At 73.6% G+C, this 14,125-nt stretch carries 14 protein-coding genes; 5 read left to right on the top strand and 9 right to left on the bottom strand.

Annotated features, from left to right (window positions below):
• Positions 1 to 17: 17 nt before the first annotated feature.
• The 6 genes from ACIBN2_RS00675 to ACIBN2_RS00650 all read right to left on the bottom strand — a co-directional run bounded on the left by ACIBN2_RS00675 (position 18) and on the right by ACIBN2_RS00650 (position 6,636).
• Positions 18 to 3,011, bottom strand: coding sequence for an AAA family ATPase (locus ACIBN2_RS00675; RefSeq protein WP_399131855.1), 2,994 nt, complete (start codon positions 3,009 to 3,011; stop codon positions 18 to 20).
• A complete protein-coding gene (locus ACIBN2_RS00670; RefSeq protein WP_399131854.1) occupies positions 3,008 to 4,171 on the bottom strand; it encodes an exonuclease SbcCD subunit D in 1,164 nt (387 codons plus the stop codon). The genes ACIBN2_RS00675 and ACIBN2_RS00670 overlap by 4 nt, the downstream gene beginning before the upstream one ends.
• Positions 4,172 to 4,278: 107 nt before the next feature.
• The gene (locus ACIBN2_RS00665) at positions 4,279 to 4,905 is read right to left on the bottom strand and encodes a YigZ family protein (protein ID WP_399131853.1); all 627 of its coding nucleotides are present in this window, start codon (positions 4,903 to 4,905) and stop codon (positions 4,279 to 4,281) included.
• Positions 4,906 to 4,930: 25 nt separating this feature from the next.
• Positions 4,931 to 5,485 carry a SixA phosphatase family protein gene (locus tag ACIBN2_RS00660; protein WP_399131852.1) on the bottom strand — a complete coding sequence of 185 codons (555 nt, stop codon included), beginning with the start codon at positions 5,483 to 5,485 and terminating at the stop codon, positions 4,931 to 4,933.
• Positions 5,482 to 6,246 (bottom strand): hypothetical protein, encoded by a 765-nt coding sequence (locus ACIBN2_RS00655; protein ID WP_399131850.1) that lies wholly within the window; start codon positions 6,244 to 6,246, stop codon positions 5,482 to 5,484. The genes ACIBN2_RS00660 and ACIBN2_RS00655 overlap by 4 nt, the downstream gene beginning before the upstream one ends.
• 60 nt (positions 6,247 to 6,306) lie before the next feature.
• The gene (locus ACIBN2_RS00650; RefSeq protein ID WP_399131849.1) at positions 6,307 to 6,636 is read right to left on the bottom strand and encodes a DUF190 domain-containing protein; all 330 of its coding nucleotides are present in this window, start codon (positions 6,634 to 6,636) and stop codon (positions 6,307 to 6,309) included.
• 153 nt (positions 6,637 to 6,789) lie between these two features.
• Here ACIBN2_RS00650 and ACIBN2_RS00645 point away from each other — a divergent pair, with 153 nt between their 5' ends.
• From ACIBN2_RS00645 to ACIBN2_RS00635, 3 genes are all read left to right on the top strand, one after another.
• Positions 6,790 to 7,197 (top strand): CoA-binding protein, encoded by a 408-nt coding sequence (locus ACIBN2_RS00645; RefSeq protein WP_399131848.1) that lies wholly within the window; start codon positions 6,790 to 6,792, stop codon positions 7,195 to 7,197.
• Between the two features lie 174 nt (positions 7,198 to 7,371).
• A complete protein-coding gene (locus ACIBN2_RS00640) occupies positions 7,372 to 9,009 on the top strand; it encodes an APC family permease (protein WP_399131846.1) in 1,638 nt (545 codons plus the stop codon).
• A 74-nt stretch (positions 9,010 to 9,083) separates the two neighbouring features.
• Positions 9,084 to 10,304 (top strand): 4-hydroxybenzoate 3-monooxygenase, encoded by a 1,221-nt coding sequence (locus ACIBN2_RS00635; protein ID WP_399131845.1) that lies wholly within the window; start codon positions 9,084 to 9,086, stop codon positions 10,302 to 10,304.
• 16 nt (positions 10,305 to 10,320) lie between these two features.
• On the opposite strand, the gene ACIBN2_RS00630 is transcribed toward ACIBN2_RS00635, so the two are convergent.
• Entirely contained in the window at positions 10,321 to 10,680 is a 360-nt protein-coding gene (locus ACIBN2_RS00630) for an ArsR/SmtB family transcription factor (protein ID WP_399131843.1), read from the bottom strand.
• Positions 10,681 to 10,742: 62 nt separating this feature from the next.
• Here ACIBN2_RS00630 and ACIBN2_RS00625 point away from each other — a divergent pair, with 62 nt between their 5' ends.
• Positions 10,743 to 11,825, top strand: a complete 1,083-nt coding sequence (locus tag ACIBN2_RS00625; RefSeq protein ID WP_399131842.1) for a cation diffusion facilitator family transporter — start codon at positions 10,743 to 10,745, stop codon at positions 11,823 to 11,825.
• A 60-nt stretch (positions 11,826 to 11,885) separates the two neighbouring features.
• Here the strand turns inward: ACIBN2_RS00625 and ACIBN2_RS00620 are convergent, their stop codons facing one another.
• Positions 11,886 to 12,440 (bottom strand): YbaK/EbsC family protein, encoded by a 555-nt coding sequence (locus tag ACIBN2_RS00620; RefSeq protein ID WP_399131840.1) that lies wholly within the window; start codon positions 12,438 to 12,440, stop codon positions 11,886 to 11,888.
• Between the two features lie 33 nt (positions 12,441 to 12,473).
• Positions 12,474 to 13,046: a helix-turn-helix domain-containing protein gene (locus ACIBN2_RS00615; protein WP_399131839.1), complete on the bottom strand. Its 573-nt coding sequence runs from the start codon at positions 13,044 to 13,046 to the stop codon at positions 12,474 to 12,476.
• A 150-nt stretch (positions 13,047 to 13,196) separates the two neighbouring features.
• Here ACIBN2_RS00615 and ACIBN2_RS00610 point away from each other — a divergent pair, with 150 nt between their 5' ends.
• Entirely contained in the window at positions 13,197 to 14,054 is an 858-nt protein-coding gene (locus tag ACIBN2_RS00610) for a DMT family transporter (protein WP_399131838.1), read from the top strand.
• Positions 14,055 to 14,125: the final 71 nt, after the last annotated feature.

Raw genomic sequence — 14,125 nt, 5'->3', positions numbered from 1 at the left:
GGCGCAGTGCGGCAGTCCTACCGAGCACCCCGCTGCCGCAGCACGGACCCGGATCTGCCCTTCACGACCTCCAGTTGGGCGTGGATACGGCGTCTGAGGTCCGCCACGTGGCTGACGATCCCGACGCTGCGGTCCCGCTCGCGCAGGGAGTCGAGCACGTCGAGGACCTCGTCGAGGGTCTGCTCGTCGAGGCTGCCGAAGCCCTCGTCGATGAAGAGCGTGTCCAGGCGCACCCCGCCGGCCTCGTCGGTGACGACGTCCGCGAGGCCGAGCGCGAGCGCCAGCGAGGCGAAGAACGTCTCGCCGCCCGACAGGGTCGCCGTGTCCCGCTCCCGCCCGGTCCACGCGTCGACGACGTGCAGCCCGAGACCGCTGCGGCCGCGTCCGGCCCGGTCGTCGGAGTGGACGAGGGTGTACCGGCCGGACGACATCCGCTGCAGCCGCACGGTCGCCGCGGCGGCCACCTGCTCCAGGCGGGCCGCCAGGACGTACGACTCCAGGCGCATCTTGCGCTCGTTCTCCGCCGAGGTGCCCGCGGCGAGCGTGGCCAGCCGGGTCACCCGGTCGTACTCCTCGCGCAGCGGCGCCAGGCGCCGTACTCCCGCGGCCGACCGGGCCGAGAGCCGGTCGAGTTCGCTGCACCGGCGGTCGGCCGCGTCGCGCGCGGAGGCGGCCTCGCGCAACCGCCGGGCCGCGGCGATGGCGGTCCGTTCCGCCGAGGCGAGGTCGGCGGGCGGCTGCTGGGCGGCGGCCGCGGTGTCGGCCTCGGCGAGGACGCCACGCACGGCGGCCTCCTCGGACTGCCAGGCGTCCAGGCGGTGCTGCAGCTCCCGGTGGGCGGCGGCGTCGAGAAGTGCGGCGGCCGCGGCCTGCGGAGTCTCGAAGCCGGCGCGGAAGGCGGCGTCGGAGAGCCGGGAGTCGGCGTCCTTCAGACGCTGGGCGGTGTCCTCGGCGGCCCGCGCGGTGTCGGCGCCGTCGGTGAGCAGCGCGGCCTGCCGCTCCAGCTGCGTGGCCCGCGCGGTGACGCTGACCGCCGCGCCGCGGGCCTGCGCCAACTCCTCTTCCAGGCCCGCCCGTTCACGATCGAGCCGGTCACGGTGCCCCACGCGGGAGGCGGCCCGGACCGCCGCCTGCTGCCGGACCGTGGTGCGCCGCTCGTGCTCCTGTTCCGCCTGCCGCAGCTCCTCGTGCGCCGCGTGCAGGGCACCGGCACCGGCCCGCGCCCGGCCGTACAGGCGCTCCAGCTCCTCGACCTCTTCGGCGAGCCGGGCCGTGGGGGTGTCGCCCGCCTCGGCGGTGGCGGCGGCCAGGGCCTCGCGTACGACGCCGAGGCGGCGTTCCTCCTCGGCGCGCTGTTCGTCGGCGCGCTGGTAGGCGGCGAGGGCGCGGTCCTCCGCCTCGCGGTCGACGTGCCCGGCGACCTTGCGCGCGGGCGCGGGGTGCTCGGTGGCTCCGCAGACCGCGCACGGCTCGCCGTCGGCGAGGTTCGCGGCGAGTTCGGCCGCGATGCCGGTGAGCCGCTGTTCCTTGAGGTCGAGCCAGTGGGCACGGGCTTCGGTGGCCCGTTCGCGGGCAGTTTGCACGCGCGCGTGGGCGTCCTCGGTGTCGCGGGCGAACGCGTCGCGCTGGCGGGCCGCGCCGAGCCTGCGCTGCGCGGGCTCGCGCTGCACGCCGAGCTGTTCGGCCCGGGTCGCGGCCTCCTGAGCGGATTCGACACGGCTCTGGAGTCCGGAACGGGTCGCGTCCCAGTCCCCGAGCCACGCCTCGGCCTCCTGCAGCACGTCCTCGTCGGCGCGCTCCTGCCGGTCCAGGTCGGCGCGCTCCGCGACGAGCTGGGTCAGCCGCTGTTCGGCGCGGCGGGCGGACTCCAGGCCGCCCAGCTCCTCGGCGGTCCGGCGTGCCGCGGTCGCGAGCCCGGCGGCGCCGGCGTCGGCGTAGGTGTCGGGCAGCAGCGCACGCGCGCGTGCCTCGGCGGCAGCGGCCCGCCGGTGTTCGGCTTCCGCGGCCTCCCTCAGCTCCAGGGCGGGCGCGACCGCCTCGGCCTTGCGCGATCGCTCCATGCGGGCCTGTGCGTCCCGGTGGGCCTCGGCCCGATCCTCAAGCCGGGTGGCGCGCTCCCGCGCCTCCGCGAACCGCCGCTGCAGCCGGGCCGTTTCGCGTACGTCGTCCAGCGCCCGCTCGGCCGCCGCCTGCTCGGACTCGGTGGCGGCGAGCCGGCAGTGGGCGATGGTCAGCTGCTCGCGGGCGGTGCTGCGGGCGACGGCCGCGGCGGCGATGACGGCCTCGGCGAGCCCCGGCTCCCCCGGTGCCAGCTCCGGCAGGTCCAGGGCGCCGTCGGCCGCCTGCTGCATACGGTGCGCGTCGGCGAGCAGCGCGGCGTCCCCCTCGCGGACCTCGGCCTCGGCGGCGCGCCGGCGCTCGGCCAGGCGCTTCTCGACCTCGGCGAAGCGGTGGGTGTCGAAGAGGCGGCCGAGGAGCTTGCCGCGTGCCTCGGCATCGGCACGCAGGAAGCGCGCGAAGTCGCCCTGGGGCAGCAGCACGACCTGGCAGAACTGCTCGCGGCTCATGCCGAGCAGCTGGGTGATCTCCTCGCCGATCTCCTGGTGCGAGCGGCTGAGGTCCTTCCAGGCGGCGGCCGTCGCGTCGTACTCGCGCAGCCAGCTCTGTGCCTTCTCCGTGGTGGTGCCCGAGCCGCGCTTCTTGGGGCGCTCCCAGGGCGGCTGCCGGGTGATCTCCAGCCGGCGCCCGGCGACGGTCAGTTCGAGGACCACTTCCGTGCGCGTGCCGGCCGCGGCGTGGTCGCTGCGCAGGGCCAGGCCCTGGCCGCTCTGGCGGGCGCCGGGGACGGAGCCGTAGAGCGCGAAGCACACGGCGTCCAGGACGGACGTCTTGCCGGCGCCGGTCGGTCCGTGGAGCAGGAAGAGCCCGGCCGCCGACAGCTCGCCGAAGTCGACGCTCTGGGATCCGCCGAAGGGCCCGAAGGCCGTGATGTCCAGCCGGTGCAGCCTCATCGCGCGACCTCCCGCACGGCCTCGTCGGCGCGCACCGCGTCGAAGGCGTCCCGCAGTACGGCCTGTTCGTGCTCGTCGGGTCCGGCGCCGCGCACGTGGGCGACGAAGTCCTCGGCGATCTCCTGGTCGCTGCGGTCCGCGAGCCGCCCGGCGTACGACACGTCGGGGTCGTCCGGAGCCCGCTCGGGGTCGAAGACGAGGCTGAGGGTGTGCGGGAACCGCTCGGCGAGCCGGGCCATGGGGTCGGCCGGGCGGACCGGGTCGGTGAGCGTGGCCTCGACCCATGCCTCCTCGTGCCGGGTCAGCTGCGGATCGGCCAGCAGCTCCTCCAGGGGCCCGCGGATGCGTGCCAGCGCGCGCGGCACCGGGCAGTCGACGCGCTCGGCGGTGACGGAGCCGTCCGCGTCGAGGTCGACGAGCCACATGGTCTTGCGGTGGCCGGTCTCCGAGAAGGAGTACGGCAGCGGGGAGCCGGAGTAGCGCACCCGCTCGGTGATGGTCTGGCAGCCGTGCAGGTGGCCGAGTGCCGCGTAGTCCACCCCGTCGAAGACCCCGGCGGGCACGGAGGCGACCCCGCCGACGGTGATGTCCCGCTCGCTGTCGCTGGCCTCGCCGCCGGTGACGAAGGCGTGCGCGAGGACGACGGAGCGGGTGCCCTGCGCACGGGTGGCGAGGTCGGCGCGGACCCGGTCCATGGCGGCGGCGAGCACCGCCTCGTGGCCCGCCTTCTCCACCCCGAACTCGTCCTTGACCAGGGCGGGTTCGAGGTACGGCAGGCCGTAGAAGGCCACGTCGCCATGGGTGTCGGACAGCACCACCGGCGTCCCGCACGCCGCCGGCTCGGTCCGCAGATGGATGCCCGCCCGTCCGATGAGGCCGGCGCCGACGCCGAGCCTGCGGGCCGAGTCGTGGTTCCCGGAGATCATCACCGTCGGCACGCCCAGGCCGGCGAGCCGGTGCAGCGCGTCGTCGTACAGCTCGACCGCGGCGAGGGGCGGGACCGCGCGGTCGTACACGTCCCCCGACACAACCACCGCGTCCACGCCGCGCTCGCGCACGGTCGTGACGAGGTGGCCGATGAACCCGGCCTGGGCGTCGAGCATGTTCACCCGGTGGAACGCCCGGCCGAGATGCCAGTCGGAAGTGTGCAGCAGCCTCATGATCCCCGACCCTAACGGCCGGGTCCGACAGCCCGGGCGGTTACTCCCGTATCGGCCCGTCATGAGCCGTCTCATACCGGTCCGTTACGCCCGTTTCATACGGAACGTCACACATCTCCGTAGGCTTCGCCGCCCAGTTCGAAACCGGCCGTCCCGGCGGTCGCGTCCGCGAGCCAGGAGCGGAAGGTGTCCACGTCGGCGTCCGGCAGGGCGATCTCGAGGGTGACCGCCTCGCCGTAGCGCACCTCGCGCACCTCGCGCCCGGTCGAGCGCAGGTCGTTCTCCACCTTGCCGGCGCGCTGGTGGTCGACCGTCACCGTGGCCAGCCGGAACCGGCGGCGGGTGAGGGTGCCGACCGCGTCCAGGGCCTCGCCGACCGCGCCGCCGTAGGCCCGGATGAGGCCGCCCGCGCCGAGCTTGACCCCGCCGTAGTAGCGGGTGACGACGGCGACGACGTACCGCATGTCGCGGCGCAGCAGCATCTGGAGCATGGGGACGCCCGCGGTGCCGCCGGGTTCGCCGTCGTCGCTCGCCTTCTGCACCGAGGCGTCGGCGCCGATGACGTAGGCCCAGCAGTTGTGGGTGGCGTCCGCGTGCTCCTTGCGCACGCCGGCGACGAAGTCCTGGGCCTCCTGCTCGGTCGCCGCCGGCGCCAGGGCGCACAGGAAGCGGGAGCGGTTGACCTCGGTCTCGTGCACGCCCGCGTGGGCCACCGTGCGGTACTCGTCCTGCATCCGGCCAGCCTATGCGGCGCCCGCCCTACTTCTTCCCGTCGCCCTTCCTGCCCCGCGGCACGAGCACGCTCGTCAGCAGCGCGGTGCCCGGGACGAGCGCGTCCCATTCGGGCCCGTGCCAGGCCAGTACCGCGATCGCCGAGGTCGGGAACTTCGCCCGCACCTCGTCCAGCGCGTCGTCGAGGTCGTCCCCGGCCAGGGCGAGGACGAGTTCCTCGAGGCCGGGGTTGTGCCCGACCAGGAGCAGCGTCTCGACCTCGGCGGACACCTCGTGCACGACGCCCAGCAGCTCGGTGGCGACGGCGCCGTACAGCCGCGGGTCATGGCGTACCGGTGGCGGCGTGCCCCACTGGGCGGAGGCCAGCTCCCAGGTCTGCCGCGCGCGCAGGGCGGTGGAGCACAGCGCGAGGTCCGGCAGGCAGTCGGCCTCGGCGAGGGCCCGCCCCGCGGCCGGTGCGTCCCGCAGGCCGCGGGGCGCGAGCGGGCGCTCGTGGTCGGCGACGCCGTCCGGCCAGGACGACTTGGCGTGCCGGAGCACCACGAGGCGGCGCAGCGGGCCGGGTGCCGCGCGCGCGATCACGCCGGGGACCCGAGGTCGCGGGTGAGGTCGAGGCCGAGCAGCCGGTCGGCGTAGGCGTACGTCTCGAAGCGGGCGCCGTCGGGCAGTTCGGACTCCGTTTCGACCCAGGTCAGCACCTGGAGCACGGCGGGCACGTCCAAGTCGTCCTCCCAGGCGCCGCGAAGACGCGTGCGCGCCTCGTCGGGGATAGGCCGCGACGGCTGCTGCGCCCAGGCGGCGACCGCGCGGCGCCAGCGTACGAGGGTCTCCCGGGCCGCCGCGAGGGCGGCGGCGTCGAGGGTCACCGGCTCGCTGTGCCGCCGGGAGAGCAGGGCCAGGCGCAGGACGGCCGGGTCGCCGGCCTCCGGGGCGCCGGGTTCCCCGGCGCGCACGGGAGCGACGGCGATCCGGACACCTTCGGGCGGCGCGTCGCCCTCCCCCACGACGTGGAGGACCTGTGCCTCGCCCAGTCCCGGACCCACGTCCCGCCGGTCCTCGAAGGGCCGGATGCCGAGGGCCGCCGCCCCGGACCGCAGCTCGGCGTGCTCGCCGCCGGCGTTCAGCACCCCCCACACCGGGGTGCCGCCGAGTTCCAGGGCACGCACGAGGACGTCGGCGACCAGCAGTACCCGCAGGGATCCGGTTCCGGAACCCGGGACATGGGCCTCGACCCGGGTCAGCCCTCGGCGGGCCGGGGCGGGGTCGACGGAATCGCCGGTTCGGGCGTCGATGATGCGCAGCACGCAGCGAGCGTAGGCGTGCGCGCGCGTGTACGCAGGCATCCGGACCGAAATCACGACATGGTGGCGGGATTCAACGCCAGAACGAGGAGTACGGCGGTGTCAGGCACGCGCGCGTGGCGCGTGGACGCGTACCCGGTCGAGCACCGCGACCGCCGCCGTCTCTCCGAGGACGTCCGCCACGTGCGGCAGGAAGTCCCGCAGACGGGGTTCGTCGTCGACGATGACCACGGCACACGGGCCCGCGGGTCCGAGGTGATGCCGCCCGTGATCGCCGTCGAGCCCGGGGATCCCGCGGAAGACGCTCGCGCCGACGAGGCCCTCGCGGTGCGCCCGGTGTACGAGTTCGGCGTAGGCGGGCCGGTGGTGCCAGACGACGGCCGCGTCGAGGTGGATGGTCAGGCGTGCGGCGGGCATGTCGTGCACGGGCATCGGGGACCCCCTGCGTGCGGACTGCCCAGAAGGTACTGCGCCACCGGCCCCTCGAACAGGCGTCAAGGGCGCGCCGTGGCCGGGGAATCATCGTGCGCCGCGAGCCGTTCATCGAACACGGCAGCAGGTCCACGAGGCGCAGGGAGGCCGAGGGTGTACGGCGACGAGGCAACGATCCGCAAGATCCTCACCGAGTCCGGCGACACCTGGGCCGTGGTGGGCCTGTCGGCGAACCGGCGGCGCGCCGCGTACGGCGTCGCCCAGGTGCTCCAGCGCTACGGGAAGCGGATCGTGCCCGTCCACCCCAAGGCGGAGACGGTGCACGGCGAGCAGGGGTACGCCTCCCTCGCCGACATCCCCTTCGACGTGGACGTCGTCGACGTCTTCGTCAACAGCGAACTCGCCGGGCCGGTCGCCGACGAGGCGGTGGCGAAGGGCGCCAAGGCGGTCTGGTTCCAGCTCGACGTGATCGACGAGGCGGCCTACGACCGCACGCGCGCGGCGGGTCTCGACATGGTGATGGACCGCTGCCCCGCGATCGAGCTACCGCTCATGCGCTAGTCGTCACAGGTGGGTCTCCACTTCGTACAGAGCCCCTGAAAGCCTGTACAGGAACGTCCCAGGCATTGGTCAAAACTTCACAACGGGTCTTCTGCTCGGCCCCCGCTGATTCCTAATCTGCGACGTCGCACTGACTGAAAGCACTTATTCAGAATGTGAGAGGTCGCTGAAAATATGGTGAGCATCGAGCAGACCTCCGTGGAGGAGGCCAGAGGTCCCAGCGGCCTCAGGCGAGACGTCGGACTGATCGGCCTGATGTGGGCCTCGGTGGGTTCGATCATCGGCTCCGGCTGGCTCTACGGCGCAGAGAAGGCGGTCGTGGCCGCCGGTCCCGCGGCGATCATCTCGTGGGTGATCGGCGCAGTGGCCATCGTCCTGCTGGCCCTCGTGCACGCCGAACTCGGCGGCATGTTCCCGGTCGCGGGCGGCACGGCACGCTATCCGCACTACGCCTTCGGCGGCCTGGCCGGCCTGTCCTTCGGCTGGTTCTCCTGGCTCCAGGCGGCGACCGTGGCGCCGATCGAGGTCGAGGCCATGATCGGATACGCCGGTCACTGGAGCTGGGCGCAGGGCCTCCAGCACGCGGACCAGACGCTGACGCCGGCGGGTTTCGTCACCGCCGTCGTCCTCATGGCCGTCTTCGTCGCGGTCAACTTCTTCGGCGTCCGGGCCCTGGCGCACACCAACAGCGCCGCCACCTGGTGGAAGATCGCCGTCCCGCTGGGCGCGATCTTCGTCATCGCCATCGGCAACTTCCACCCGGCCAACTTCAGCTCCGAGGGCTTCGCGCCGTTCGGCGCCAAGGGCGTGCTGAGCGCGATCAGCGGCAGCGGCATCATCTTCGCCCTGCTGGGCTTCGAGCAGGCCATTCAGCTCGCCGGTGAGAGCCGCAACCCGAAGCGGGACCTGCCCCGGGCGACCCTCGGCTCGGTCGCGATCGGCGCGGTCATCTACGTCGCGCTCCAGGTCGTCTTCATCGCCGCGCTGCCGCACAGCACCTTCGCCAAGGGCTGGGCGCACCTCGACTACCCGGGCATCAGCGGTCCCTGGGCGGGCCTGGCCACCGTGGTCGGCCTGGGCTGGCTCGCCTTCATCCTCTACGCGGACGCCGTGATCTCCCCCGGCGGCACCGGCCTGATCTACACCACGGCCACCTCGCGCGTCTCCTACGGCCTCGCCAAGAACGGCTACGCGCCGAAGATCCTCGCCCGCACCGACCGCCGCGGCGTGCCGTGGTTCGGCCTGATCGTCTCCTTCGTGACCGGCGTGGTCTGCTTCCTGCCCTTCCCCAGCTGGCAGGAGCTGGTCGGCTTCATCACCTCGGCGAGCGTCCTGATGTACGCGGGCGCCCCGCTGGCGTACGGCGTCTTCGCCCGGAACCTGCCGAACCACGAGCGCCCGTACCGGCTGCCCGCCGGCAACGTCGTCGCCCCGCTGTCCTTCGTGGTGGCCAACCTCATCATCTACTGGTCCGGCTGGGACACCCTGTGGCGGCTCGGCATCGCGGTCGTCCTCGGCTATCTGCTCCTCGGCGGATACGCATGGTGGGCCAACGCCACGCACCAGCCCGACGCGCCGCGGATGGACTTCAAGGCCGCCCAGTGGCTGCCGGTCTACCTGCTGGGCATGGGCGTCATCTCCGCGCAGGGCCAGTTCGGCGGCGCCGGACACATCGCCCTGTGGTGGGACATCCTCGTCGTCGCGGCCTTCTCGCTGGCCATCTACTACTGGGCCCGTGAGACCGCCTCCCGGCCCGAGGAGATCGAGCGCAGCATCGACGAGGTCGTGGTCACGGACGCGCCCGCGCACTGACCCGCCCTCCCGGGCACGGCCCGTCGGCCATGGCTCCCCTGCCGTGGCTGACGGGCCACCGTCATAATGCTCGCGTGACGTCGACCACCTCTCAGCCCAACTCCCTTTCCGCGCACCGTTTTCCGGTGGTGATCGTGGGCGCGGGCCCTGCCGGTCTCACCATCGGCAACATCCTGCGGGCCGCGTCCGTCGAGTGCCTGGTCCTGGAGATCGAGACGCGCGAGTTCATCGAGCGACGGCCCCGGGCCGGCGTCATCGAGGAGCGGGTCGTGCGCGGGCTCCAGGAGCGCGGGCTGGCGGACAACCTGCTGGAGCGCGCGGAGCTGCACACCCAGTGCGAGTTCCGGGTCGACGGGGAGCGGCACCGGTTCTCCTACACCGAGTTGACGGGGCATCACCACTTCGTCTATCCGCAGCCGCTGCTGGTGACGGATCTCGTGCGCGAGTACGCGGACGTACGCGGCGGGGCGATCCGGTTCGGCGTGCGGGACGTGCAGCTGCACGGCCTGGAATCGGACCGGCCGACGGTGTCGTACACCGACCCGCAGAGCGGTCGACGGGAGCTCCTGCACTGCGAGTTCGTCATCGGCTGCGACGGGGCCCGCGGCGTGACCCGGGCCGCGCTGCCGCAGCACGCCCGGATCGCCCGGCAGGACTACGGTGTCGGCTGGCTGGCGCTGCTCGCCGAGGCGCCGCCGTCCAGCGACTGCGTGGTGTTCGGCATCCATCCGCGCGGCTTCGCCGGGCACATGCCGCGCAGCCCCGAGGTCACCCGCTACTACCTGGAGTGCCCGCCCGGCGACGACCCGGACAGCTGGTCGCACGACCGGGTCTGGGCCGAGTTGCAGGAGCGGCTCGGCGCGGACGACCGGCCGCCGCTCACGGAGGGGCGGCTGATCGAGAAGCGCGTCCTCGACATGCACAACTACGTCGTCGAACCCATGGTGTTCGGGCGGCTCTTCCTCGCCGGGGACGCCGCCCATCTCACCGCGCCCATCGCCGCGAAGGGCATGAACCTGGCCCTGCACGACGCCTTCCTGCTCGGCGACGGACTCGTCGCCCACCTCACCAAGGGCGAGAGCGCCGGCCTGGAGAACTACTCGGCGGCCTGCCTCGACCGCGTGTGGGACTACCAGGAGTTCTCGCAGTGGCTGTCGGACGTGTACCACGGCGCGTCGTCGGGCGACGCGTACCGGGCGGGCACGACGCTGGCCCGGCTGCGGCGCCTCTTCGAATCGCCCGCGGCGGCGGCGTCGTTCGCGGAGCAGTACCTCGGCAAGAGCTCCGCGTCCTGACCGCCCCAGGGGTGGCTCAGTCGTGCGGCGGGCGGTCGCTCAGCCGGTGGTCGGCGACCTTCAGCGCCTCGTCCACGAGTCGCCGCAGATGCCCGTCGCGCAGCGAGTAGACGACCCTGCGCCCTTCCTTGCGGGTGTTCACCAGACCCGCGAGCCGCAGCCGCGCCAGATGCTGGCTGACCGCAGGGCGGGCCGCGCCGCAGGACTCCGTGAGCGTCGTGACGTCGGCCTCTTCCCTGGTCAGGGCGTGCAGCAGGGCGAGCCGGGTGCGATCGCCGAGGAGGGCGAGCAGCTCGGCGGCGAGGGCGAACTGCTCCTCGCCCGGGGTGCGCGGATGCGCATCGTGCGCAGGTGACAGGTGCATGCGTGCGCTCATACGCACATAATGGCCTCGTGGGCCCGACACGTCCACTCCCGCGGCCTGGAAGGGGACCCCCCGTGAGCGACCGGCACCACCACCACGAGCACCACGCACACCCGCACCGGCACACCCACGGCTCCCCCGGCATCCTGCACCGCCTCGGCCACCTCCTCGGCCCGCATTCCCACGAGAGCGCCGACAAGCTGGACTCGGCCCTGGAGTCCTCGGCGCGTGGGATGCGCGCGCTGTGGGTGTCCCTCGCCGTCCTCGGCGTGACGGCACTGGCGCAGGCCGCGGTGGTCGCCGTGTCCGGTTCGGTGGCGCTGCTCGGCGACACCGTGCACAACGCCGCGGACGCGCTGACCGCCGTGCCGCTGGGCATCGCCTTCGTGCTGGGGCGGCGGGCGGCCACGCGGCGGTTCACCTACGGCTACGGGCGGGCGGAGGACCTCGCGGGGATCGCGATCGTGCTGACGATCGCCGCGTCGGCGGCGTTCGCGGCCTGGGCGGCGGTGGAGCGGCTGCTCGACCCGCGGCCCGTGACGCACGTACCGGCCGTGGCCGTGGCGGCGCTGGTCGGCTTCGCCGGGAACGAGTGGGTGGCCCGGTACCGGATCCGGGTGGGCCGGGACATCGGTTCGGCCGCGCTGGTCGCCGACGGGCTGCACGCCCGCACCGACGGATTCACCTCGCTGGCCGTGCTGGTGGGGGCCGGCGGTTCCGCGCTGGGGTGGCAACTCGCGGACCCGCTCGTGGGGTTGGCGATCACCGCGGCGATCGCGCTGGTGCTGCGGGACGCGGCGCGCGAGGTGTTCCGGCGCGTCATGGACGCCGTCGACCCGGCCCTCGTGGACCGGGCCGAGCGGGCGCTGCACGAGGTCCCGGGCGTGCGCGGGGTCGGCGAGCTGCGGCTGCGCTGGATCGGGCACCGGCTGCGGGCCGAGGTCGCGGTGGTGGTGGACGGCGACGCGACCGTACGGGCCGCCCACGCGATCGCCGTCCAGTCCGAACACGCCCTGCTGCACGCGATCCCGAAACTCACGGCGGCCCTGGTACACGCCGACCCCGCCCCGGTGCCGGGACAGGAGGACCCGCATCTGGCGCTGGCGCACCACACGGGAGGCCGCCCTCCGGGCCTGGGAGCCGTGCCGTCGGCCTGACAGCGTGGCCACACCGCCGCACGCCCTGTCAGAGCCGACGGCGGACCCCCGATCAAGGCCCTAGGCGCCCAGCCCCTCCAGCACCACCGCGCCCGGCAGTTCCGCGAACGCCTTGCCCGGGACCAGGAGTTTGCCGCGGCGGCGGCCGCTGCCCACCAGGACGTAGGAGAGGTCGACGACCGCCGAGTCGACCAGGACGGGCCAGCCGGACGGGAGGCCGATCGGGGTGATGCCGCCGTACTCCATGCCGGTCTCGCCCGTCGCCAGGTCCATGGACGCGAACGAGGCCTTGCGGGCGCCGAGTTGGCGGCGGACCACGCCGTTGACGTCGACACGCGTGGTGGAGAGCACGATGCACGCGGCCAGAGTCGTCTCGCCGCCCCGCTTGCCGGCCACCACCACACAGTTCGCCGACTGCTCGAGCAGTTCCTGCCCGTAGTGCTCGACGAAGACGGCGGTGTCGGCCCACTGCGGGTCGGTGTCGACGTAGACGATCCGGTCGGCGGGGACGCTGCCGCTCCAGTCGCGCACGGCCTCGGCGACCGGGCCCGTCAGGTCGTCGAGGGCGTCGGGGGCGGGGACGGCGATGTCGAAGTGTCCGATGGGTGCGCGCATGGCCGCACGCTAACAGGACGCCCGAAGGCCGCCTCAGCGCACCGGCGGTACGGAGACCGCCATGACCATCTCCATCGGTTCGCCGCCCTCGTTGCCGTAGGTGTGCGGGGTGTCCGCCTCGAAGGAGGCGCTCGCCCCGGCCGGGATGCGGTGCTTCACGCCGTCGACGGTGAGCGTCAGTTCACCCGCGAGGACGTGCACGAGCTCGACCGTGCCGGTGGGGTGCGGGTCGGACGGGCTGCTGTCGCCGGGCATGAGCCGCCAGTCCCACATCTCCAGCGGGCCGGGGGCCTCGGTGCCCGCGAGCAGCCGGTTGAAGCTGCCGGCGTCGGTGCTCCACAGCCGGACCGCCTGATCGGCGGGGACGATACGGACCTGGGGGCCCTGCTCGTAGTCGAGCAGCGTGGTGATGCTGACGCCGAGCGCGTCGCCGATCTTGACGACCGTGCCGATGCTCGGGTTGGTGCGGGCCTGCTCGATCTGGATGAGCATGCCGCGGCTGACCCCGGCGCGGGCGGCGAGCGCTTCCAGGGTGAAGCCGCGGTCGTTGCGCCACCGCTTGACGTTGCGCGCCAGGGACTGGGTCAGCAGGTCGAGGTCCGACACGTTCCGTCCAATGTCCGTATCCAGGAAGGTGGTGCGAGGTGTGCGTGGGGGCGAGTACGTGAGGCCAGTATTTTGGATGACTAAGTTCACTTCACTGCACTACCCTGTGCTGCACCCGATCGTTCACCGAACTGTACTGCGAGGCACCCCGTGACAGCACTCTTCGCCCTGGCCACCAGCCTGCTGTGGGGGCTGGCCGACTTCGGCGGCGGACTGCTGACCCGGCGCAGCCCGGCCCTCACCGTGGTCGTCGTCTCGCAGACGATCGCTGCGGCGGTGCTCGGCGCGATCGTGGTGGCCACGGGCGGCTGGAGCGAGGCGGGGCCGCGGCTGTGGTTCGCCTTCGCGGCCGGTCTGGTGGGGCCGGTGGCGATGATCGCCTTCTACAAGGCGCTCGCCCTGGGCCCGATGGGCGTGGTCTCACCGCTCGCCACGCTGAGTGTGGCCGTCCCGGTGAGTGTGGGCCTCTTCCTCGGCGAGCGGCCCGGCCTGACGCAGGTCGCCGGGATCGCCGTCGCCGTCACCGGCGTGGTGCTCGCGGGCGGTCCCCGGCTCGGGGGCGCCTCCGTACAGCGGCAGACCATCCTGCTCACGCTCGTCGCGGCGCTCGGTTTCGGCACGGTGTTCGCTCTGATCGCGGAGGCCTCCACGACCGTCTCCGGCCTGTTCCTCGCGCTCTTCGTGCAGCGTGTGACGAACGTGGCCGCGGGTGGCATCGCCCTGTTCGCCTCCGTCCGGCGGGGCGCCGAGGCTCTCCCCGCGGGCGGCTTCCCCTGGGCCTCGCTGCCCGCACTCGGCTTCGTCGGCCTCGCGGACGTCGCGGCGAACGGCACGTACTCGGTCGCCGCCCAGCACGGCCCCGTCATGGTGGCGGCCGTGCTCGCCTCGCTCTACCCGGTGGTGACCGCCCTCGCCGCCCGCGGCTTCCTCCGCGAACGCCTGCTCGGCATCCAGGCGGCGGGTGCGGGCCTCGCCCTGGTCGGCACACTGCTGCTGGCGACGGGCTAGGGCCTGTTGCGAAAGTCCCGCCTGCCCGGCGGGCGGACGACGGGACTTTCGCAACAGGCCCTGGGCGCCGC

Origin of the sequence: Streptomyces sp. NPDC050534, from assembly GCF_044457745.1 — a bacterium.
Taxonomy (GTDB): Bacteria; Actinomycetota; Actinomycetes; order Streptomycetales; family Streptomycetaceae; genus Streptomyces.
This window is presented reverse-complemented; position numbering and strand designations above follow the sequence as displayed.